General features: G+C 69.5%; 17 protein-coding genes. 11 read left to right on the top strand and 6 right to left on the bottom strand.

Annotated features, from left to right (window positions below; genetic code table 11):
- Positions 1-12: 12 nt before the first annotated feature.
- The 4 genes from BLW27_RS13690 to BLW27_RS13705 all read left to right on the top strand — a co-directional run bounded on the left by BLW27_RS13690 (position 13) and on the right by BLW27_RS13705 (position 3,613).
- Positions 13-894 (top strand): metal ABC transporter substrate-binding protein, encoded by an 882-nt coding sequence (locus BLW27_RS13690; RefSeq protein WP_089884017.1) that lies wholly within the window; start codon positions 13-15, stop codon positions 892-894.
- 75 nt (positions 895-969) lie between these two features.
- On the top strand, positions 970-1,866 hold the full coding sequence (locus BLW27_RS13695; RefSeq protein WP_089883953.1) for a manganese/iron ABC transporter ATP-binding protein: 897 nt from the start codon (positions 970-972) through the stop codon (positions 1,864-1,866).
- Positions 1,863-2,768, top strand: a complete 906-nt coding sequence (locus BLW27_RS13700) for a metal ABC transporter permease (protein ID WP_089883954.1) — start codon at positions 1,863-1,865, stop codon at positions 2,766-2,768. Before BLW27_RS13695 ends, BLW27_RS13700 begins: the two co-directional genes overlap by 4 nt.
- Positions 2,765-3,613 (top strand): metal ABC transporter permease, encoded by an 849-nt coding sequence (locus BLW27_RS13705; RefSeq protein ID WP_089883955.1) that lies wholly within the window; start codon positions 2,765-2,767, stop codon positions 3,611-3,613. The genes BLW27_RS13700 and BLW27_RS13705 overlap by 4 nt, the downstream gene beginning before the upstream one ends.
- A 4-nt stretch (positions 3,614-3,617) precedes the next feature.
- On the opposite strand, the gene BLW27_RS13710 is transcribed toward BLW27_RS13705, so the two are convergent.
- Together BLW27_RS13710 and BLW27_RS13715 are read right to left on the bottom strand one after the other, a co-directional pair.
- Positions 3,618-5,981, bottom strand: coding sequence for a YbcC family protein (locus BLW27_RS13710; protein WP_089883956.1), 2,364 nt, complete (start codon positions 5,979-5,981; stop codon positions 3,618-3,620).
- Between the two features lie 4 nt (positions 5,982-5,985).
- Entirely contained in the window at positions 5,986-7,536 is a 1,551-nt protein-coding gene (locus BLW27_RS13715) for a proton-conducting transporter transmembrane domain-containing protein (RefSeq protein ID WP_245710883.1), read from the bottom strand.
- A 99-nt stretch (positions 7,537-7,635) separates the two neighbouring features.
- On the opposite strand from BLW27_RS13715, the gene BLW27_RS13720 reads away from it, so the two are divergent.
- On the top strand, positions 7,636-8,559 hold the full coding sequence (locus BLW27_RS13720) for a LysR family transcriptional regulator (RefSeq protein ID WP_089883958.1): 924 nt from the start codon (positions 7,636-7,638) through the stop codon (positions 8,557-8,559).
- Here BLW27_RS13720 and BLW27_RS13725 read toward each other — a convergent pair.
- Complete coding sequence (locus BLW27_RS13725) at positions 8,513-9,520, bottom strand: asparaginase (protein ID WP_089883959.1); 1,008 nt, start codon at positions 9,518-9,520, stop codon at positions 8,513-8,515. The two genes, BLW27_RS13720 and BLW27_RS13725, sit on opposite strands and share 47 nt — an antisense overlap.
- 164 nt (positions 9,521-9,684) lie before the next feature.
- On the opposite strand from BLW27_RS13725, the gene BLW27_RS13730 reads away from it, so the two are divergent.
- From BLW27_RS13730 to cueR, 5 genes are all read left to right on the top strand, one after another.
- Positions 9,685-10,224, top strand: coding sequence for an invasion associated locus B family protein (locus BLW27_RS13730; protein ID WP_425429296.1), 540 nt, complete (start codon positions 9,685-9,687; stop codon positions 10,222-10,224).
- 124 nt (positions 10,225-10,348) lie between these two features.
- On the top strand, positions 10,349-11,545 hold the full coding sequence (gene rlmN, locus BLW27_RS13735; protein ID WP_089883960.1) for a dual-specificity RNA methyltransferase RlmN: 1,197 nt from the start codon (positions 10,349-10,351) through the stop codon (positions 11,543-11,545).
- A 122-nt stretch (positions 11,546-11,667) separates the two neighbouring features.
- Positions 11,668-12,126, top strand: a complete 459-nt coding sequence (locus BLW27_RS13740) for a hypothetical protein (RefSeq protein ID WP_245710884.1) — start codon at positions 11,668-11,670, stop codon at positions 12,124-12,126.
- A 59-nt stretch (positions 12,127-12,185) separates the two neighbouring features.
- The gene (locus BLW27_RS13745) at positions 12,186-14,654 is read left to right on the top strand and encodes a heavy metal translocating P-type ATPase (RefSeq protein ID WP_089883961.1); all 2,469 of its coding nucleotides are present in this window, start codon (positions 12,186-12,188) and stop codon (positions 14,652-14,654) included.
- Positions 14,651-15,040 carry a Cu(I)-responsive transcriptional regulator gene (gene cueR / locus BLW27_RS13750; RefSeq protein ID WP_089883962.1) on the top strand — a complete coding sequence of 130 codons (390 nt, stop codon included), beginning with the start codon at positions 14,651-14,653 and terminating at the stop codon, positions 15,038-15,040. Before BLW27_RS13745 ends, cueR begins: the two co-directional genes overlap by 4 nt.
- A gap of 3 nt (positions 15,041-15,043) precedes the next feature.
- Here the strand turns inward: cueR and serB are convergent, their stop codons facing one another.
- Both serB and BLW27_RS13760 read right to left on the bottom strand, forming a co-directional pair.
- Complete coding sequence (gene serB / locus BLW27_RS13755) at positions 15,044-15,907, bottom strand: phosphoserine phosphatase SerB (protein ID WP_089883963.1); 864 nt, start codon at positions 15,905-15,907, stop codon at positions 15,044-15,046.
- Between the two features lie 137 nt (positions 15,908-16,044).
- A complete protein-coding gene (locus BLW27_RS13760) occupies positions 16,045-17,691 on the bottom strand; it encodes a Y-family DNA polymerase (protein WP_089883964.1) in 1,647 nt (548 codons plus the stop codon).
- Between the two features lie 167 nt (positions 17,692-17,858).
- Here BLW27_RS13760 and BLW27_RS13765 point away from each other — a divergent pair, with 167 nt between their 5' ends.
- The gene (locus tag BLW27_RS13765; protein ID WP_089883965.1) at positions 17,859-18,350 is read left to right on the top strand and encodes a GNAT family N-acetyltransferase; all 492 of its coding nucleotides are present in this window, start codon (positions 17,859-17,861) and stop codon (positions 18,348-18,350) included.
- Positions 18,351-18,381: 31 nt separating this feature from the next.
- Here BLW27_RS13765 and BLW27_RS13770 read toward each other — a convergent pair whose 3' ends face one another.
- Entirely contained in the window at positions 18,382-19,008 is a 627-nt protein-coding gene (locus BLW27_RS13770) for an exopolysaccharide biosynthesis protein (RefSeq protein ID WP_089883966.1), read from the bottom strand.

The following is a 19,008-nucleotide window of genomic DNA, read 5'->3' on the forward strand; positions in this document are numbered from 1 at the left end:
ATCCTGCCGCGCATGCTTGTCCTGTCGATCGCGCTGAGCGTCGCGCTGCCGGTCGCGGCGCAGACCAGCGACAGGCTGAAGGTGGCCACGACCTTCACGGTCATAGCAGACATGGCGCGCAACGTCGCCGGCGACGCGGCCGAGATTGTCTCGATCACCAAGCCTGGCGCCGAGATCCACAATTACCAGCCGACGCCGCAGGACATCGTGCGCGCCTTGGACGCGGACCTGGTGTTGTGGAACGGGCTGAACCTGGAGCTGTGGTTCGAGCAGTTCCTGCGGAACCTGCGCGACGTGCCGTCGGTCACGGTAAGCGCGGGGATCGACCCGATCCCGATCGGCGAAGGCTCGTACGAAGGCATGCCCAACCCGCACGCGTGGATGGGGCTGGACAACGCGCTGATATACATCGACAACATAGCCACCGCACTGGCGCAGGCCGACCCGCACAACGCCGGCACCTACGCCACCAACGCCGAGGCCTACAAGGAGCGCCTGCGCGATACGCTGCAGCCGCTGCGCGACCGGATCGCCGAAATCCCGGAGGAGCGCCGCTGGCTGGTGACTTGCGAAGGCGCGTTTTCCTACCTCGCGCGCGACTTCGGGCTGCGTGAGCTCTATCTCTGGCCGATCAACGCCGACCAGGTGGGCACGCCGCAGCAGGTACGCGCGGTGATCGACGGGGTTCGCGAGAACGACGTGCCAGCCGTGTTCTGCGAAAGCACGGTCAACACTGCGCCGGCGCAGCAGGTCTCGCGGGAAACCGGCGCGGAGTACGGCGGGGTGCTCTACGTCGACTCGCTCAGCGAAACCGACGGACCGGTGCCGACCTATCTGGACCTGTTGCGGGTGACGTCCGAAACCATCGTGGACGGGCTGGCCGGATCCGACTGATCCTTCCCGCGTTGAAGACCGGAGCCCGCGGGCCGGCCGCGGGATGACAGGACCGATGGGTCCGAAAGGCAAAGGATGCGCGACACGATCCCTGCTACCGATCGCAACGGTGAAGGCGGCGCCGCAACCGGCATCTCGGCTCGCGATGTGACGGTGACGTATCGCAACGGTCACACCGCCCTGTGGGACGCGACCTTCGCGATCCCGCGCGGCACCGTCACTGCTCTGGTCGGCGTCAACGGTGCGGGCAAGTCGACGCTGTTCAAGGCGATCATGGGATTCGTCCCCGCGTCCGAGGGCGAGATCCGCATCCTCGGCCTTCCCGTGCGCGAGGCGCTGAAGCGCGGGCTCGTCGCCTACGTTCCGCAAAGCGAAGAGGTCGACTGGGCTTTCCCGGTACTTGTCGAGGACGTGGTGATGATGGGTCGCTACGGGCACATGGGTTTTCTTCGCCGGCCGCGGGCGGCGGATCGCAAGGCCGTGGACGAGGCGCTGGCGCGGGTGAACATGTCCGACTACCGCCACCGCCAGATCGGAGAGCTGTCGGGCGGCCAGCGCAAGCGCGTCTTCCTTGCGCGTGCGCTGGCGCAGGAGGGGCAGGTGATCCTGCTGGACGAGCCCTTCACCGGCGTCGACGTCCGCACCGAGGAGCAGATCGTCGCCCTGATGCGCGACCTGCGCGACGAGGGGCGCGTGATGCTGGTCTCGACGCACAACCTCGGCTCGGTCCCAGAATTCTGCGACCGGACGATCCTGGTGAAGAACACGGTGCTGGGCTACGGCCCGACCGAGACGACCTTCACCCCCGAGAATCTGGAACGCACCTTCGGCGGTGTGCTGCGGCAGTTCACGCTGGGCGGTGGCGACCTGCACGATGACGAGGACGCACGCGCGCTGACGATCCTGACCGACGACGAACGTCCATTCGTGCAATACGGCGACACGACGCAGAAGGCCGAGCGCGACCGATGAGCGTGCTGCTGGAGCCCTTCGCCTACGGCTACATGACGAATGCCATATGGGTCTCGGCCCTCGTAGGCGCCGTGTGCGCCTTCCTGTCGGCCTACCTGATGCTCAAGGGCTGGTCGCTGATCGGCGACGCGCTGTCCCACTCGGTCGTGCCGGGCGTGGCGGGCGCCTACATGCTGGGGCTGCCCTTCGCGCTGGGCGCATTCCTCGCCGGCGGGCTGGCGGCGGGCGCTATGCTGTTCCTGTCGGACCGCTCGGGACTAAAGGCGGACGTGATCATCGGCCTGATCTTCACCAGCTTCTTCGGACTTGGGCTTTTCCTGATGTCTATCAACCCGATGGCCGTGTCGTTGCAGACAGTCACCATGGGCAACATTCTCGCGATCACGCCGGGCGATACGCTGCAATTGGCCATCATCGGTTTCGTGACACTGGCGATCCTGCTGGCCAAGTGGAAGGACCTGATGGTTACCTTCTTCGACGAGACGCATGCCCGCACGATCGGCCTGCGGACCGGGCTGCTCAAGGGGGTGTTCTTCGTGCTCTTGTCGGCCAGCGTCGTGGCGGCGATGCAGACGGTGGGCGCTTTCCTGGTGATCGCGCTGCTGGTGACTCCCGGCGCCACGGCCTACCTGCTGTGCGACCGCTTCCCGCGGCTGATCGCGCTTTCCGTCGCCATCGGCGCTACGACGAGTTTCGTCGGCGCCTATGCCAGCTATTTCCTGAACGGGGCGACGGGCGGTATCATCGTCAGCCTGCAGACCGCGATCTTCCTGCTGGCCTTCGTCTTCGCGCCGAAACACGGAATGCTGGCCACCCGCGCCCGGGCGCGCGACGCCCGCCGCGATGGCGCCGGGCGGGGGCAAGGTGCGGTGCCGCTGGCACGAGAGGTCCCGAGGACATGATGGACACGCTGACGCTGCCGTTCCTGCTGCCCTTCATGCAGAACGCCTTCTTCATGGCGGCGCTGGTTTCGGTGCCGGCGGCGCTGCTGTCGTGTTTCCTGGTGCTGAAGGGCTGGGCGCTGATGGGCGACGCGGTCAGCCACGCGGTGCTGCCGGGGATCGTGCTGGCCTACATCGCAGGCATCCCGCTGATCGTCGGAGCCTTCGCCGCCGGCATGACATGCGCGCTGGCGACCGGCTTCCTGGCCGACAACAGTCGGGTCAAGCAGGACACTGTGATGGGCGTGGTGTTCTCGGGGATGTTCGGCGTGGGAATCGTGCTTTACGTCTCGATCGACACGGGAATGCATCTGGACCACGTGCTCTTCGGCAACATGCTGGGTGTGGGGCCGGGCGACCTTTGGCTCTCGGGCAGGATTTCAGCGCTGGTGGCGGGGGTGCTCGTGCTGAAATGGCGCGACTGGCTGCTGCACAGCTTCGATCCGGCGCAGGCGCAGGCATCGGGCCTGCATGTGAACGCGCTGCACTACGGCATGCTGGCGCTGCTGTCGCTGACCATCGTCGCGACGCTGTCCTCGGTCGGGCTGATCCTGGCGATCGGGCTGCTGATCGCGCCCGGCGCCATCGCCTTCCTGCTGGTGCGCAGCTTCGGTCGGATGCTGGTCGTCGCAGTGGCGGTCTGCATGGCCTCGATGCTGGCGGGGACCTATGCCAGTTTCTACATCGACAGCGCGCCGGCGCCGACGATCGTGCTGATCCTGTCGGCGCTGTTCGTGCTGGCCTTCCTCCGCCGGCAGGCCGAGACGCGGCGCGCATCCCGGCAGCGGATGGCGCGCGCCGGCTAGCGCGTCAGGCGGCCTTGGGCTCCGCACATTCGATCGCGCTCCAGCCGTCGGAGCCGTAGCGCCAGCCCAGCCGGCCCGCATCGTCCATCGCGTACAGCGCGAGCCATCCGTTGTCGAACAGCCGTGCGACGCCTTCGTGGCGCGACAGGATGTCCGAGATCGCTTCGCGCGGAGCTTCGACCGCCACGGTCAGGCGCAGCGGCTCGTGCCGAAGCGCATCGCCGTCATGGACCGATTGCAGCGGCAGCCCGGCGCGCAGCGCCCCACCGTTGCCCTCGACCACGCCGATGCCGCCGGTGACGTTGTGGATCAGCTTGTTGCCTGCGCTGAACGCGTCCCCCGCCACGGCCGAACCGTAGTACTGCAGCGAGATCCAGCTGGCCACGACGACCGGCGCGGTCAGGATCAGTTCGAGGACCTTGAAGCCATCGTCCCTGTGCCAGTCGTAATCGTGCAGGAAGGCCCGACCGGCCAGATCCCGCCCGGCGGTGCGCTGGCGCGGCGCGGCGATAAAGGCGCTGCAGCCCGCCAGCCCCCATTCCGGGCGCAGTTCGGCCCAGTCATGGCCGCGCGACAGCAGCGCGGCGGCGTCCGCCGCCCGCGGCAAAGCCAATGCGCGCTCGGTCCGCGCACGCGCCGAGGACTTGGCGAGCGTCGCCTTCAGGCGCCGCAGATCATCCGCATGACTGGCCAGCCCGCGATCCTCGAACAGTGTGACCTCGTCCGTGACGGTGTCGTGCAGGCCGGCGATGAACAGCGTGTCGTCGGGCACCGTGATCCCTTGCTCAGGCAGTCCCGCGCGCACCGCCGGATCGTTAAGAAGCGCCGCCAGAAGACGCGCGTTGACGTCGCCCGCATGGCCGCCGCAGGCGCCGCATTGCAGCGCCGAGGCATGCGGCGCGTTCGTCACGTGCGATCCGTGCCCGGAGATCAGCACGAGGCGCGCGAAGTCCTTGGTCAGGGACATGGCGCGCAGCACCGTCGCGGCCGCAATGACGCGATCCGGCACCGGCAACTCCATCGCGGGCATGGGTTGGGGCCCGTGGTGGTGCGGCTGCCCGGTGGCATCGCGCAGAAGCTTGGCCAGGTAAAGCGGTCCTGCCGCCTCGACGAAAGCGAACGCGGACACGGCCGCCATCCTGAACCGACCCCACGCGCGCACGGCCCGTCGTCTGACGCGCAGCGCCCGGTCGGAAGATTCCCCCACAAGGTCATGCGAGGCGACGCCGGGCCGTAGCAGCACGGGCGCGCGCGCCTCGACCAGATCCGAGCCGGCGGCCCGGTGCGCGGTGGCCAAGCCGAAGAAGCCGGCAAAGCCGATGGTCCGCATCCCCGGATCGGTGGCTTCCAGCGCGCGGCGCAGGATCTCGGACCGGACATCGATGCAGAAGGCGGCCTGCAGGGCGGGACGCTCGTCCGTGGCATCGTTTCCCGGCGCGGCGAGTTGTTCTGCAAGCCGGCGCTCGGCTGCGCGGTCGGCCGCATCCTGCAGCGCCGCGTCCAGCAGGTCGTCGCGCGACGGCGCGACCGGCGCGGCATAGCTCTCGAGCGCATCGGACCAAGCGTCGGCGATCCGGTCGCCCCAGCGTTCCAGCAGGGCCGCCTCCCAGGTGGCGGCGATGGCAAGCAGGGCGAAGCACGTGCCGTCCCGGTTGCCGTCGCGTTCGGCCAGCCAGCCGAGATGCCGGGCGTATTGCGCCCAGCCGCCCAGGCTCATCAGCAGGCGGTGGAAATACAGAGGCGCCGCGTCGGCGGTGATCCCCAGCGTCGCGCAGGCGCCCGACAGCGCTTCGGCCGCGTCCCCTTGCAGGTCCGCCACGTGCGCGTTGAACCCGGGCAGGCCGGCAATGCCGGCCGTCAGGTCGCGCGACGCGAAGGCGCGCCATGACACGAAGGCGCCCCCCGACAGGGCGGGCCAGAATGCCTGCCCCCGGTCGAAATGCGCCGAGGCCCACAACCCGAAGCGGTCAGCCACGAATTCCGGCCAGTCGGTTCCGGTCGCCTCGCGTGCGAGGTCGGCAACCATCGGCAGCGCGTGGACTGCGGGCGAGGGCGCATCGGCGGCGGTGCGCAGATCGGCCTCGGTCAGCCCGGCTGCCGTCGCGGCAGCGCGCAGGTCGGGCGTGGTGATGAGGCCGTCGGCGATCATGGCGGCGTAGCGTGAGCGCTCCTGCGTCACCCGCACGCCGCCCGCGCGCGCCAGTCGTGCGGCGGCCATCGCGCGACTTTCATTGGCCTGCCCCAGGAAGGGGTTCACGGCCACGGTCGCGGTCAGCGGAAAGGCCGGCGGGATCTGCGCGATCGCGTCCTCGGCCGCGGCGAATAGCTGCAGCACCGGGCCGGGGAAGGTCATGCGTTGGTGGGACATCGTCTCAGCCTTTCCGAGGGGTCCAGTGGCCGGTCATTCGATCGGCCAGCGCGTTGAGGTAAAGCCCGTTCATCAGGTGCACCCGCAGCCCGGCGGATGCCGGATGCCGCGCCCAGAGCGGGAAGGTCGATTGTGCCAGCGCTGCGAGGCCGAAACTGGCGACCGCCAGCACGATCACCGCCCAGACCAGCCCGTCGGGCGCGGGCGGTGGCGGTAGGCTGCCGCCCGCAAGTGCGGTCATTCCCGTCTGGAACGAGAAGTAGGCGGCCGTCGCCACCGCCGACATCGCGGCCGTCCGCCATGTCAGCGCGGCCGGCGCCGCGTCGGCCAGGCCCTGCGCGATCAGGTATGCGACGCCGAAGACCAGGATGGCGCCCAGCGCAACGGCTTGCGCCGACTTGTCGGCCAAGCCGAAGCCCAGCCCGATGACGACATAGATCACCAGCGCGATGCCGAAGGCGCGCATCACCGCCCCGAAACTCGGCGCCGCGACCGGCCCCGGCTTGCGGGTGGATGCCACCTGCTCGACCGCACCGCCCGAGGCCAGGAAAGCATGCGCCTTGTAAAGCGAATGCGCCACGATGTGCAGCAGCGCCAGCGGGAACAGCGCCAGCCCGCATTGTAGCACCATGAAGCCCATCTGCCCGCAGGTCGACCATGCCAGCGCGGTCTTGACCGTAGTCTGGGTCAGTGCCACCGCCGCCCCGATCAGGGCACTGAAGCCGCCGATCAGCGCCAGCACGGCCAGCACGCCCGGCGCCGCGATCAGCACGTCCGCGAAGCGGATCAGCAGGAAGCCGCCCGCGTTCACCACGCCCGCGTGCAGCAGGGCCGAGACGGGGGTGGGCGCCTCCATGACCTCGGTCAGCCAGCCGTGGGTCGGGATCAGCGCGGATTTGAAGATCGCCGCGACTGCCAGTGCCGCTGCGGCGAACCACAGCCCCGAAGGCGCCACGCCCGCGCGGGCCTGCGCGTTGATTTCCGCGATGTCGGCCGTGCCGAAACCCTGCATGAGCGCTGCGGCTGCCAGCACCAGCGCGGCCGTGCCAAGCGCGCCGCTGACCGCCTTCTTGCGCGCGGCGCGACGCGCGCGCGGCCGGTCGCCGTAATACAGAAGCAGGCCGCGCAGCGACAGGCCCACCGCTGCCCATGCCAGCACCAGTTGCAGCAGCGTGCCGGCAGTCACCAGCAGCAGGACGAAGGCCAGCGTCAGCGTCATGTTGGCAAGGAACCTCGACTGCCGGGCCTCGCCGTCCAGCGCCGTGCGCGAAAACCGCAGCACCACCCAGCCGACGAAGGAGACGGTCAGCGTCATCGCCGTGCTCAGCAGGTCGATCTGCGCCGCGAAACCCACGCCGCCCGCGCCGATCAGCGCGCCGGTCCGCGGCCCGTGTGCGATCAACAGGAGGGCCATCGCGACCCCGGTGCCTAGTGCGGCCAGTGCCGCATACTCGGGGATGCGCAGGCGTCTGTCGCCCCGCGCGGCGGGCCGCCATGTCAGCCATGCCGTTGCAACCAGCAGGGCAAGAGGTGCAAGATAGGTCAGCGATGTCACGGGCGGCGCTCCTTCCGACGGGTTCCGGCCGGGTGTAGCTGTCGACAGGCTTCTTGAAAAATACATTGTTTCGCAGGAAGTGTTCTATAAATCGAAACGATGGCAGAGCTGAACTATCATCACCTGCGTTACTTCCGCGCTGTGGCGCATGAAGGGGCGCTGACCCGTGCGGCGGAACGGTTGAACCTGTCGCAATCCGCGCTGTCGACGCAGATTCGGAAGCTGGAAGAACGTCTTGGCCACCCTTTGTTCCTGCGTCAGGGCCGCGGCCTCGTGCTGACCGAGGCCGGGCGGATCGCTCTGGACCATGCGGACAGGATCTTCGGCGTCGGAGAAGAGCTGGTGGCGACGCTGGCACAGACCGGCACGCCGCGGGCCACCGTGCGCGTCGGCGCGCTGTCGACGCTGTCGCGGAACTTCCAGCTGCAATTCCTGCGCCCGGTCCTGGACCGCGGCGACGTCGAGGTGATCCTGCGCTCGGGCGGCGCGGCGGTGTTGCTGGACGGGCTGCGGACGCTGGACCTGGACGTGGTGCTGACGACCGAGCCTCCGGCGCGGGACGTGCTGGACGGCATCGTCGCGCACCGGCTGGCGGAACAGAAGGTCGGGTTGTTCGGCGTGCCGGCGAGCGTGGATTACCCGGACCTGCACAGCCTGCTGTCCGCCGAGCCGGTGATCCTGCCGACGGAAAGCCCGATCCGCACCGGCTTCGACAGCCTGATCGCCCGGCTGGGCATCGCGCCCCGCATCGCCGCCGAGGTCGACGACATGGCGATGGTCCGCCTGCTGGCGCGCGAAGGCGCGGGGCTGGCCATCGCGCCAGAGGTCGTGGTGGCCGACGAACTGGCGTCAGGTCGGCTGTGCGCAGTGCCCTTCGACCTGGACATCATCGAGGCCTTCTATGCCATCACCGTGCCGCGCCGGTTCCCGAACCCGGTGGTCGAGGATCTGCTGAGGCTCGGCGCGCACACCGCGCCTAGGCCAGTTTCAGAAGGTCCGTCGACGGGCGGATCTCGCCGGTAAGAAGACCGCGCCAGTTGCGGATCTCGGGGTTCAGGAACGCCTTGACCTCGGGATCGGCGGCGTTCAGCACGCCCAGCCGCACGAGGATCGCCGCGATCGTGCATTCGGCCGCCCGCGTCGCACCGTCGGTGATCTTTAGCGCGACTCCCAGGCCCCGCTGCGGCAGGATCGCGATGAAGAACCCCTCGGCACCGGTCTTGAGCGCGACCGGTTCGCGCGCGGCGCGCATCAGGCGGGTGCAGGCGCGGCCCTCGCCGGCGACCATCTCTGGATGCGCGATCATCGCCTCGACCAGTCGGGCAGCCGCCTTCGACAGCGCGTCGTCGCGCGTGTGGGCTGTGGCGAACCACGCCATCGCGCGCGCCATGCCGGTCATGGAACCGGCGAAATTCGGCGCCGAACAGCCGTCGATGCCGAAACCGGGGCTGACTTCGTCGGTGACGGTCTCGAACGCCTCGAGGCAGGCACGCTGCACCGGGTGGTCGGGCTCGACATATTCGGGTCCGGCGCCCAGGTGCTTCGTCAGGGTCAGGAAGCCCGCGTGCTTTCCAGAGCAGTTGTTATGTACTTGGCAGGGGCTTTCGCCCGCGCGGATCATCGCGAGCTTCAGGTCGGGGTCGCGCGTGCCCTGCGCGCCGCAGCGCAACGCGTCGTCGTCAAGCCCCAGTTCGGCCAGCCAGGCATTCACCGCATCGACATGGATCGGCGCGCCCTGGTGCGATGCGCAGGCCAGCGCAAGCCGGCGCGGGTCGATCCCGAAAGCGTCCGCTGCTCCCGAAGCGACCAGCGGCAACGCCTGGATCATCTTCGCCGAGGACCGCGGCAGCACGACCGCGTCCGGATCGCCCCAGGCCTGATGCACGGCGCCGGTGTCGTCGCAAATCACCGCGTGTCCGGCATGGACGCTTTCGGCCAGCGGGCCGCGATGGATCTCGACGAGGGGATGGGGGGAACGGGACATGCAGGCCTCTCACAAACTGGCGACAATCCGCCAACGGGGCTTTCGTTTCGCAGCGATTTCGCGGTATTGTCCGCACCGTTGAGCGAGGGCAACATCGCGCGTCGCGTGGTGCGGTGCAACCGCATCCCGCGGATTCAAGGCAGCAAAGGCTGGAGGCAGCAGGCATGATATCGGCGTTCGGGCGGACGATCGTGGCAGGCGCGGCGGCGCTGGGGATCCTGGCGGGCGGTGCGTTCGCGCAGGAAGAGGAAAGCACCAACCGCGTCGATGCGATGACCGACTGGTCGGTCTTCGAAGGGCAGGACCCGCGCGAGTGCTGGGCGGTGACCACCTTCAAGGAAAGCGTGAACACCAAGGACGGGCGCGTGGTATCGGTCAACCGCGGCGAGATCCTGCTGATGGTGTTCTTCCGCCCCGAGGCCGACGTCTCCGGGCAGGTGGCTTTCACCGGCGGCTATCCCTTCGCCAACGGCTCGACCGTCAACGTAAACATCGGCGGCACCGAATTCGAGATGTATACCGAAGGCGAGTGGGCCTGGCCCGCTTCGCCGCAGGACGACGCGCAGATGGTCGCCGCGATGAAGCGCGGCACCGACGCGGTCCTGACGGCGCGCTCGTCGCGCGGGACGCAGACGAAGGACACGTTCTCGCTTCTGGGCTTCACCGCCGCAGTTGAGGATGCCGAGCAGCGCTGCTCGTCGTAACCACTCGCGCCCGCCAAGGCTGAGGGCGCGCCAGAAATTGCAGATCCGCCATGTCGGCGCGGGGGCTTTGGTTTCCGCGCCGAATCCTGTATGAGCAGGCCTTCCTTTTTCCGGAGACAGATGCATGTCCGCCAGCGCGCCGATCACGCAGGACGTCGTGACCCTTCCCCGCAAGTCGCCCGAAACCGGCAAGGTGAACCTTGTCGGCCTGACGCGGCCGGCTCTGCAGTCCGCGCTGGTCGAAGCCGGCACGCCTGAAAAACAGGCGCGGATGCGCGTGAACCAGATCTGGCAATGGCTCTATCACTGGGGCGTGCGCGATTTCGGTGCGATGACCAACCTGTCCAAGTCCTACCGCGCCATGCTGGACGAGCGGTTCGAGATCGCGTTGCCCGAGATCGTGTCGCGCCAGGTTAGCGCGGACGGTACGCGCAAGTATCTTGTGCGCATCGCCGGCGGGCATGAGGTCGAGACGGTCTACATCCCCGAGGAAGGGCGCGGCACGCTGTGCATCTCAAGCCAGGTCGGCTGCACGCTGACCTGTTCGTTCTGCCACACCGGCACCCAGCGGCTGGTGCGCAACCTGACCGCGGCCGAAATCGTCGGCCAGGTCATGCTGGCGCGCGACGACCTGGACGAATGGCCCGCGCCCGGCACCGGCACGGGCGAAGACGGCCCGCGCCTTCTGTCGAACATCGTGCTGATGGGCATGGGCGAGCCGCTGTATAACTTCGACAACGTGCGTGACGCGATGAAGATCGCCATGGACGGCGAGGGGATCGCCCTGTCGCGCCGGCGGATCACCCTGTCGACCAGCGGCGTCGTCCCCGAGATCGCCAGGTGCGCCGAAGAGATCGGCTGCCTGATGGCGGTCAGCTTCCACGCCACGACCGACGAGGTCCGTGACAAACTGGTGCCGATCAACAAGCGCTGGAACATCGAAACGCTGCTGGGCGCGCTGCGCGAGTACCCGAAGCTGTCGAATTCCGAGCGGATCACGTTCGAGTACGTGATGCTCAAGGACGTGAACGACAGCGACGCCGATGCGCGGCGGCTGGTGCAACTGATCGCCGGCATACCCGCGAAGATCAACCTGATCCCGTTCAACGAATGGCCCGGCGCCCCATACCAGCGCAGCGACAAGAGCCGGATCGCCGCCTTCGCCGACATCATCTACAAGGCCGGCTACGCCTCGCCCATCCGCACCCCGCGGGGCGAGGACATCATGGCCGCCTGCGGGCAGCTCAAATCGGCCTCCGAGCGCGCGAGGAAGTCGCGCCGCCAGATCGAGGCAGAGGCCGGGATCGGCGGCACCGCGTAAGCGCCGCGCACCGGGATTGACAGTACCGACTGAAATAGTCAGGAATTTGTGAGTGTACTTCGGGAGCCCGCCATGTCTGCCTGTGCCCAACCATTTAATCGTCCCTCCGTTGGAAGCGCTGCATGAGCGTCGGTGGTGTGCCCAAGGCGGGGGTCATGCGGCGGCCCGAACGGCGCGTGATCGCCGTGCTGCGTGCATGGGCCGCGGGACCGGCCATGCTTGACGTGCTGTGGGACGAGCTGTGCGGTACGATCGGCGAGTCACGCGCCCGGTCCTGCCTGATCGCGTTCTTCGAACTGCGCAGCTTGCTCGACCACCATGCGTGGCGCATGCCCGTCCTCCTGCAGGAGGGCGCCGAGGGATACTCCGAGGACGAGCTTGCCATCGCCCGCTTCGTCATGGCCGCGGCCGAACAGCGGCGCGAGGTCGCGCTGGCCGAGGCGGAATTCCTCGTCTCGCCACTGGCGTTCCTGCCGCTGCTGCAGGCCGCCGCCCGGTTCGGCCTGCCCCTGCTGTGCGAGGATTGTCGCGCCCGTGTGCTGGGTCGACCCTTGAGAAGGAAACGCGCACTGGACGCTTGACCTTCCGGCTACTGGAAGCCCTATGTGGCGGAAAATATCCGTGCACATAAGGTCCGGCCATGGCACAGCAGATCCAGTTCGACGTCACCTCCATGACCTGCGCGGGTTGCGCCGGTCGCGCCGAGCGCGCGCTTGCGGGGGTGCCGGGGGTCGAGGCCGCGTCCGTCAGTATCGCCAGCCACCGTGCCACCGTGGCAGGTGGCGCCGATGCCGCGGCGCTGCGCGATGCGTTGCAGCAGGCCGGTTATCCGGCGCAGGAAGCCCGCATCACGCTGGCGATAGAAGGCATGAGTTGCGCGTCCTGCGCCGGCCGGGTCGAGCGTGCGCTGACGGCTCTGCCGGGTGTGCTGGATGCGCAGGTAAACCTGGCGACCGACACCGTCCTGGTGCGCGTGCTGTCAGGCGCAGTCACGTCCGAGCAACTGACGCACGCCGTCCGCGACGCGGGCTATGGCGCACAGCTGGAGGGCGACGACACCGAGGCGGCGGAAGAGCGCAGGCGCGCCGAGACGGCCGTCCTGCGCCGCGATTTCAACATCGCCGCCGCGCTGACCCTTCCGGTCTTCCTGGTCGAGATGGGCGGCCACGCGGTGCCCGCCTTTCATCACTGGCTGCACGGTATGGCCGGCACGTGGCAGGTCTGGCTCGCCCAGTTCCTGCTGGTGACGGCGGTGCTGATCGGCCCCGGGCGCCGGTTCTTCCGCGTCGGTCTACCGCTGCTGGCCAAGGGCGCGCCCGACATGAACACGCTGGTCGCGCTGGGCACGCTGGCGGCTTGGGGCTATTCCACCACGGTCCTGTTCGCGCCGGGCCTGTTGCCCGAAACGGCCCGCGCGGTATATTTCGAGGCCGCCGCCGTGATCGTGACGCTGATCCTGCTGGGTCGCCTGCTCGAGGCGCGGGCCAAGGGGCGCACGGGCGCCGCGATCCGCAAGCTGATGGGGCTGCGCCCCGACACCGTCCGGCGCGAGCGCGAAGGCGTTGTCGCCGAGGTGCCGGTGTCTGACGTTGCCCTGGGCGACGTGCTGCACGCCCGCGCCGGCGAGCGGATCGCCGTCGACGGCGTCGTCGTCTCGGGTGCGTCCTATGTGGATGAGAGCATGCTGACCGGCGAGCCGGTGCCTGTCGAGAAATCCGAAGGCGCCGAGGTGACGGGCGGCACGGTGAACGGCAACGGCGCGCTGCGGTATCGCGCGACGGCCGTCGGCTCGGACACGGTGCTGGCGCGGATCATCGCGCTGGTCGAACAGGCGCAGGGCGCCAAGCTGCCGATCCAGGCGCTGGCCGACCGGGTGGTGCGGATCTTCGTGCCGGTGGTGCTGGCAATCGCGACCGTGACCGTGGCGGTCTGGCTGGCGCTGACCGGCGATCCGGCGCAGGCGCTGGTGGCGGGCGTGTCGGTGCTGATCATCGCGTGCCCTTGCGCGATGGGATTGGCGACGCCGACCTCGATCATGGTCGGCACCGGCCGCGCGGCCGAACTGGGCGTGCTGTTCCGCAAGGGCGACGCGCTGCAGATGTTGTCGCAGGCCCGCGTGGTCGCCTTCGACAAGACCGGCACCCTGACCGAGGGGCGGCCCGAGCTCGCATCCTCGACCATGGCCGGCGGGTTCGACGATGCCGAGGTTCTGCGGCTGGTCGCCTCGGCCGAGCGAGGCTCGGCCCATCCCATCGCCCGCGCGCTCGAACGCGCCGCACCCGCCGCGCCCGAACCCGACAGCGTCGAGACCCTGCCAGGCGCCGGCCTGCGGGCGGTCGTCGAGGGACGCGAGGTGCTGGTCGGCAACGCGCGCCTGATGGCCGAGGCCGGAATCGACGATAGCCCGCTGGCCGACGCGCTTGGAACGGCCGCCGCGCGCGGGCAGACGCCGGTTCTGGTCGCGGTGGACGGCCGGCTTGCCGCCGCCCTCGCGGTAGCCGACCGGGTCAAGCCCGATGCGCGGCGCGCCGTCGCCGCCCTGCGCGAGGCAGGCGTTCAGGTGGCAATGATCACCGGCGACACGCGTGCCACGGCGCGGGCCATCGCCGACGATCTGGGCATAGACCACGTCGAGGCAGAGGTTCGCCCCGAAGGCAAGGTCGATGCGATCCGCCACCTGCGCGACCGTTTCGGCGACGTGGCTTTCGCGGGCGACGGCATCAACGACGCGCCGGCCCTGGCCGAGGCCGAGGTCGGGCTGGCGATCGGCACCGGCACCGACGTGGCGATCGAAAGCGCCGACGTGGTGCTGTCGTCCGGCGCGGTGGCGGGGGCGGTCAACGCGCTGGCGCTCAGCCGAGCGGTGATGCGCAACATCCGCCAGAACCTGTTCTGGGCCTTCGGTTACAACGTGGCGCTGATCCCGGTGGCGGCGGGCCTGCTGTATCCTGCCACGGGCATGATGCTTTCGCCGATGCTGGCGGCGGGCGCCATGGCGCTGTCGTCGGTCTTCGTACTGTCGAACGCGCTGCGGCTGCGCCGCGCGGCGCCGGCGCTGGCCGAGGGTCCGGCCCGGCCCGTCGCAAACCTTCAGGAGGCGGCGGCATGAATATTGGCGAAGTCGCGGATAAGGCCGGGCTGCCGGCCAAGACGATCCGGTACTACGAAGAGATTGGCTTGGTGACTCCGGCGCGCGACACCAACGGCTATCGGGCCTTTCGGCAGAAGGACATGCACAAGCTGGCCTTCCTGGCGCGCGCCCGTGCGCTGGGGTTCTCGATCGAGGATTGCCGTACTCTGCTGGCGCTTTACGAGGATGACAGCCGGGCCAGCGCCGACGTCAAGCGCGTGGCGCGCGAACACCTGGCGCGGATCGAAGAGAAGATCGCCCAGCTGAGCGCCATGCGCGACACGCTGGGGCACCTGGTGGAGACGTGCCACGGCGACGACCGGCCCGATTGCCCGATCCTGAAGGATCTGGCCGAAGGGATCTAGCCCTCAGGCGAAGTCGCTGCGCGCGTATCCTTGCAAGTACAGCAGTGCGGTGAGGTCGCCGTGGTTGACGCGCAGGTCGCACTGCGCCTGGACCGAGGGCTTGGCGTGCAGGGCGACGCCCATCCCGGCGCGGCCCAGCATGCCAAGGTCGTTCGCCCCGTCGCCCACGGCGATGGCCTCGGCGGGGGTGATGCCCAGCCGGGCGGTGATTTGCTCCAGCGCCTCGACTTTGGCCGCGCGGCCCAGGATGGGCTGGGTGACGGTGCCGGTCAGCAGAGCGTCGGCGACTTCCAGCGTGTTGGCGCGATGCTCGTCGAAGGACAGGTCCGCCGCGACGCGGGTGGTGAAGGCGGTGAAGCCGCCCGAGACCAGCACGCAATGCGCGCCGTTCGCCTTCATCGTGGCGACCAGCGTGGCGCCGCCGGGCATCGGCGTGATGCGGGTGTCGAGCACGCGAGAGATCACCGTCTCCGGCAGGCCTTTCAGCAGGGCCACGCGCTCGGTCAGTGCGCCCTCGAAGTCGAGCTCTCCGTTCATGGCACGGGCGGTGATGGCCTTGACGCGATCGCCCACGCCGGCCTCGTCGGCCAGTTCGTCGATGCACTCTTGGCAGATCATCGTGCTGTCCATGTCGGCCAGCAGCATGCGCTTGCGCCGGTCTGTATCGGGCAGGGCGTTCAGGTCGACGCTATCCGCAAGCGTGGCGCGCGTGTCCTCCCACGTATCGGTCAGGGCGGACACCGCGAATTCCGCGGCCTCGTCCGGCGAGAGCCATTGCACCGCGCCGCCGCCCCAGGCGTTGCGCAGGTTTTCGGCCAGCGCGGGATCGAGCGCGCCGGGCGCGGCGATGAGCGAAACGATAGGCATGGGCGGATCCTTTCGGCGGTTGTCTGGCATGCCGCGGCGGGATTGGGAAGCCGTCCGGCGCTCGTCACCGGCCTTTGCGGCCGGTAACGTCGCCCCGCCCGCCGTCCCGTCGGCCCCCATCGGGCGGTGTGCCGGGGTCAGGGAAAGGCGCCGTGGCAGAACCAGCCCGAGGACATCCCCGCGCCGTGGGCGTAGAACAGCCACAGCCTGTCGCCGCGGTTAGTTTCCATGCGCCAGTAGTCGCGCGCGCCGGACCGCCACGCGGGATCGTCCAGCCACCATTCCGCCGCGATGCGTTCCGGGCCGGTGGCGCCTTCGACGGTCCAGTCGCGGCCGCGCCAGCGGAACGTGGCGGGCGGGTCGGGCGTGTCGGGGGCCTGTACCGGTTCGGGCAGGGGCCACAGCGTCAGCGGACGCGGTGCCGGGGGCGCGGGCCAGTCGCCGCAGGGATCCGACCAGGCGGCGGCGAGGGTCAGGGCCTCTTTCTCGGGGAGGTGGCTTTGCGCAGGGTGGCGGCGGGTGATCGTCTCCATCCCGAGCCGTGCGCCCAGCCGGCCGATCAGGTCCTCGAACGCGGCGGAGGTGCTGGCACGGGCGGCGGCCTCGGCATGGCCGGCGGTCACGCGGTCGTGGATCCGCTCGGTCCGCGTGGCCACGAGCCGGAGCATGTCGATGCCCGGCCCCGCATCGAGATCGTCGAGCTTCATCGCCAGCAGGGGTTTCAGCCGGGGGACGTCATGGCTGGCCACCGCGGAGGTCACGCTGCGCGCGCTCATCGTGCCGTCGCAGCGCCACGCCTCGAGCCGCAGGACGCGCGCCCCGTGGGCGCGGGCGCGCAGCCGGGCGCAGAGGTGTTCCAGCAGCCGGTCGAGCGCGGCCTCGACATCGTCGCGCAACCCGATCGGGTCTGGCAGGGACAGGCGCACGGCAAAGCGTTCGGGGGCTGCGGCGGGCGAGAGCGGTTCCGGCGCCGCCCCCGTCGCCTGGTCGAGCCGATCGACGAGGCCGCGCCCGAAGCGCCGCGCCAGTCCGGCGCGCGGCTGGCCCAGCAGGTCGCCGATGCGGCGCAAGCCCAGCCGGGCCAGCTGCGCCTGCGTGTCGGGGTCGACCCGCAGCGCAGCCACCGGCAGCGGCGACAGCGCCTTCGAGCCGTGCCCCGGCGGTGCGATCCGACCTTGCGCCACGGGTACCCGCGCGGCGGAGGGGGCCGCACCGCCGCGCTCCCAGTGCCGCCTTTTGCCGGCGCGGGAGCGGGTGGCGCGGGCCTCCTGCTCGATCGCGTCTCCGGTGCGGTGCGCGCCCGGCGCGGCGCCCGCGTACCGCGCCAGCGCCCAAGCCGCGCCAAGCGTGTCGGCCAGGCCCAGCCGCAACGTCAGGCCCAGATCCGCGCAGTCCTGCGTCACCGCCTCGGCCAGAGCGGGTTCGCCGCCGAAGAGATGCGCGCAGCCGGTGAGGTCCAACACCAGCGAATCCGGCGGCTCGGCCGCGATCCAGGGTGAGAACTTGCCCGCCCAGCGGTGCAGCGCGTCGAGGAACGCGGTCTCGCGGTGGGTCAGCCGGGGGCGAGTGACCAGTCCGGCACACAGCGCGCTGGCGTCCCGCAGAGACTGGCCCGGATGCAGCCCGGCCTCTGACGCGGCCAAGGACAGCGAAGACAGCACCTGCGCCGGGCCGTTCTGCTCGACGATGGCAAGGGGCTGGTCGGCCAACAGGGGCTCGGCCCGGATCGCCCGTTCGGCGCCGAGGCGTGGAAACCAGAGCGAGAGGATGCGGCGGTGTGGCATTGTGCGGCAGAGTTGTTCTTTATTTGTTCTAATCGCCGCAAGAACCCGAGTCGAGTCCGCGCCCCGCGGGAGAACCCGCAGCCGGGCGATCCAGGAAAGGCACGGCTTCGCGTTCTGCCCGGCCCAGAGCGCTTTTCATCATCGGCGGCGGGTGCGAGAAGGATGCCATGCAGAGCCTGACGCTACGTCCCTACGCACCCGCCGACGCATCGGCCGTGACCGACATGCTGATGCCGGTCTTCCGCGAGGGTGCGACCTACGCCATCGACCGCGACATCGCCCCCGACGCGGCGCTCGCCTACTGGACCGGCGGGGGCCGCGCGGTCTTCGTTGCCAAGGAGGCGGGCAGGCCGCTGGGCACCTACTATTTGGTGCGCAACCAGGGTGGCGGCGGCGCACATGTCTGCAATGCGGGCTTCGTCACCGCGGTACAGGCGCAGGGACGTGGTGTTGCGCGCGCCATGCTGGACCACGCGCTGGCCGAGGCCCGTGCGCGGGGCTTCGCCGCCATGCAGTTCAACTTCGTGATCGAGACCAATGCCCGCGCCGTGGCGCTGTGGCAACGTGCCGGATTCGAGATCGTCGGCCGGCTGTCGAGGGCGTTCCTGCACCCGGACGCTGGTGCGGTCGATGCGCTGGTGATGTTCCGGGCGTTGTGAGGCCGAGGGAGGTCCGGCCGCAAGCGCAGCGTCAATCGCTGCCGAAGAGGCCGCCCTCTGCGCTGCCGCCCGAGGAGAAAAACGCCCACAATCCGCCCCCGGCCGCGATCACCGCGCCGACGAAGCCCAACAGCATCAGCAGCCCGTCGCGGTAGAGCAGGCCGAGGCCGAAGATTGCGATGACGATCATCGGTCCGGAGGTGGCGAAGGGAATGAGTTCGAGCGGCGGGACGGTGAGCAGCAGAAGCAGGATCACGATGCAGGCCGCGCGCCGCCCGGTCGGGCCGGCGAACCGCTTGAGACGCTCGTGCAATTTGGCGTCGATCCGCAGGGACACGGGCTTCAGCCAGTTCACCGACTTGATGACCTTGTCCGAATCGAGCCGGCGCTTGCGCAACCAGTGCGGCGCCCAGAAATGTTCGTACCCCATGAGCATGCGGACCGTCAGGATGGCGAGCGTCAGCGCGAGAAGGGTCGGAAAGCCGGGAATGCCGCCGATCGGGGTGAGCTCGATCAGGGGCAGCACGGCCAGCGCGGGGCCATAGCCGCGATGATCGAGCGCGTCGAGCAGGTGGCCCACCTCGACGGTGTCGCCGCCCTCGGACGCCTCATCAAGTTCTTCGACGACGTCGGTCAGCTCGCCTTCTCGCTCTTTCAT

This window comes from Citreimonas salinaria, from assembly GCF_900107235.1.
GTDB classification, from domain to species: domain Bacteria; phylum Pseudomonadota; class Alphaproteobacteria; order Rhodobacterales; family Rhodobacteraceae; genus Citreimonas; species Citreimonas salinaria.

Coding starts and splice junctions, on each gene's coding strand:
- BLW27_RS13690 (WP_089884017.1), top strand. CDS start 13: ATGCTTGTCCTGTCGATCGCGCTGAGCGTCGCGCTGCCGGTCGCGGCG.
- BLW27_RS13695 (WP_089883953.1), top strand. CDS start 970: ATGCGCGACACGATCCCTGCTACCGATCGCAACGGTGAAGGCGGCGCC.
- BLW27_RS13700 (WP_089883954.1), top strand. CDS start 1,863: ATGAGCGTGCTGCTGGAGCCCTTCGCCTACGGCTACATGACGAATGCC.
- BLW27_RS13705 (WP_089883955.1), top strand. CDS start 2,765: ATGATGGACACGCTGACGCTGCCGTTCCTGCTGCCCTTCATGCAGAAC.
- BLW27_RS13710 (WP_089883956.1), bottom strand. CDS start 5,981: ATGTCCCACCAACGCATGACCTTCCCCGGCCCGGTGCTGCAGCTATTC.
- BLW27_RS13720 (WP_089883958.1), top strand. CDS start 7,636: ATGGCAGAGCTGAACTATCATCACCTGCGTTACTTCCGCGCTGTGGCG.
- BLW27_RS13725 (WP_089883959.1), bottom strand. CDS start 9,520: ATGTCCCGTTCCCCCCATCCCCTCGTCGAGATCCATCGCGGCCCGCTG.
- BLW27_RS13730 (WP_425429296.1), top strand. CDS start 9,685: ATGATATCGGCGTTCGGGCGGACGATCGTGGCAGGCGCGGCGGCGCTG.
- rlmN (WP_089883960.1), top strand. CDS start 10,349: ATGTCCGCCAGCGCGCCGATCACGCAGGACGTCGTGACCCTTCCCCGC.
- BLW27_RS13740 (WP_245710884.1), top strand. CDS start 11,668: ATGAGCGTCGGTGGTGTGCCCAAGGCGGGGGTCATGCGGCGGCCCGAA.
- BLW27_RS13745 (WP_089883961.1), top strand. CDS start 12,186: ATGGCACAGCAGATCCAGTTCGACGTCACCTCCATGACCTGCGCGGGT.
- cueR (WP_089883962.1), top strand. CDS start 14,651: ATGAATATTGGCGAAGTCGCGGATAAGGCCGGGCTGCCGGCCAAGACG.
- serB (WP_089883963.1), bottom strand. CDS start 15,907: ATGCCTATCGTTTCGCTCATCGCCGCGCCCGGCGCGCTCGATCCCGCG.
- BLW27_RS13760 (WP_089883964.1), bottom strand. CDS start 17,691: ATGCCACACCGCCGCATCCTCTCGCTCTGGTTTCCACGCCTCGGCGCC.
- BLW27_RS13765 (WP_089883965.1), top strand. CDS start 17,859: ATGCAGAGCCTGACGCTACGTCCCTACGCACCCGCCGACGCATCGGCC.
- BLW27_RS13770 (WP_089883966.1), bottom strand. CDS start 19,008: ATGAAAGAGCGAGAAGGCGAGCTGACCGACGTCGTCGAAGAACTTGAT.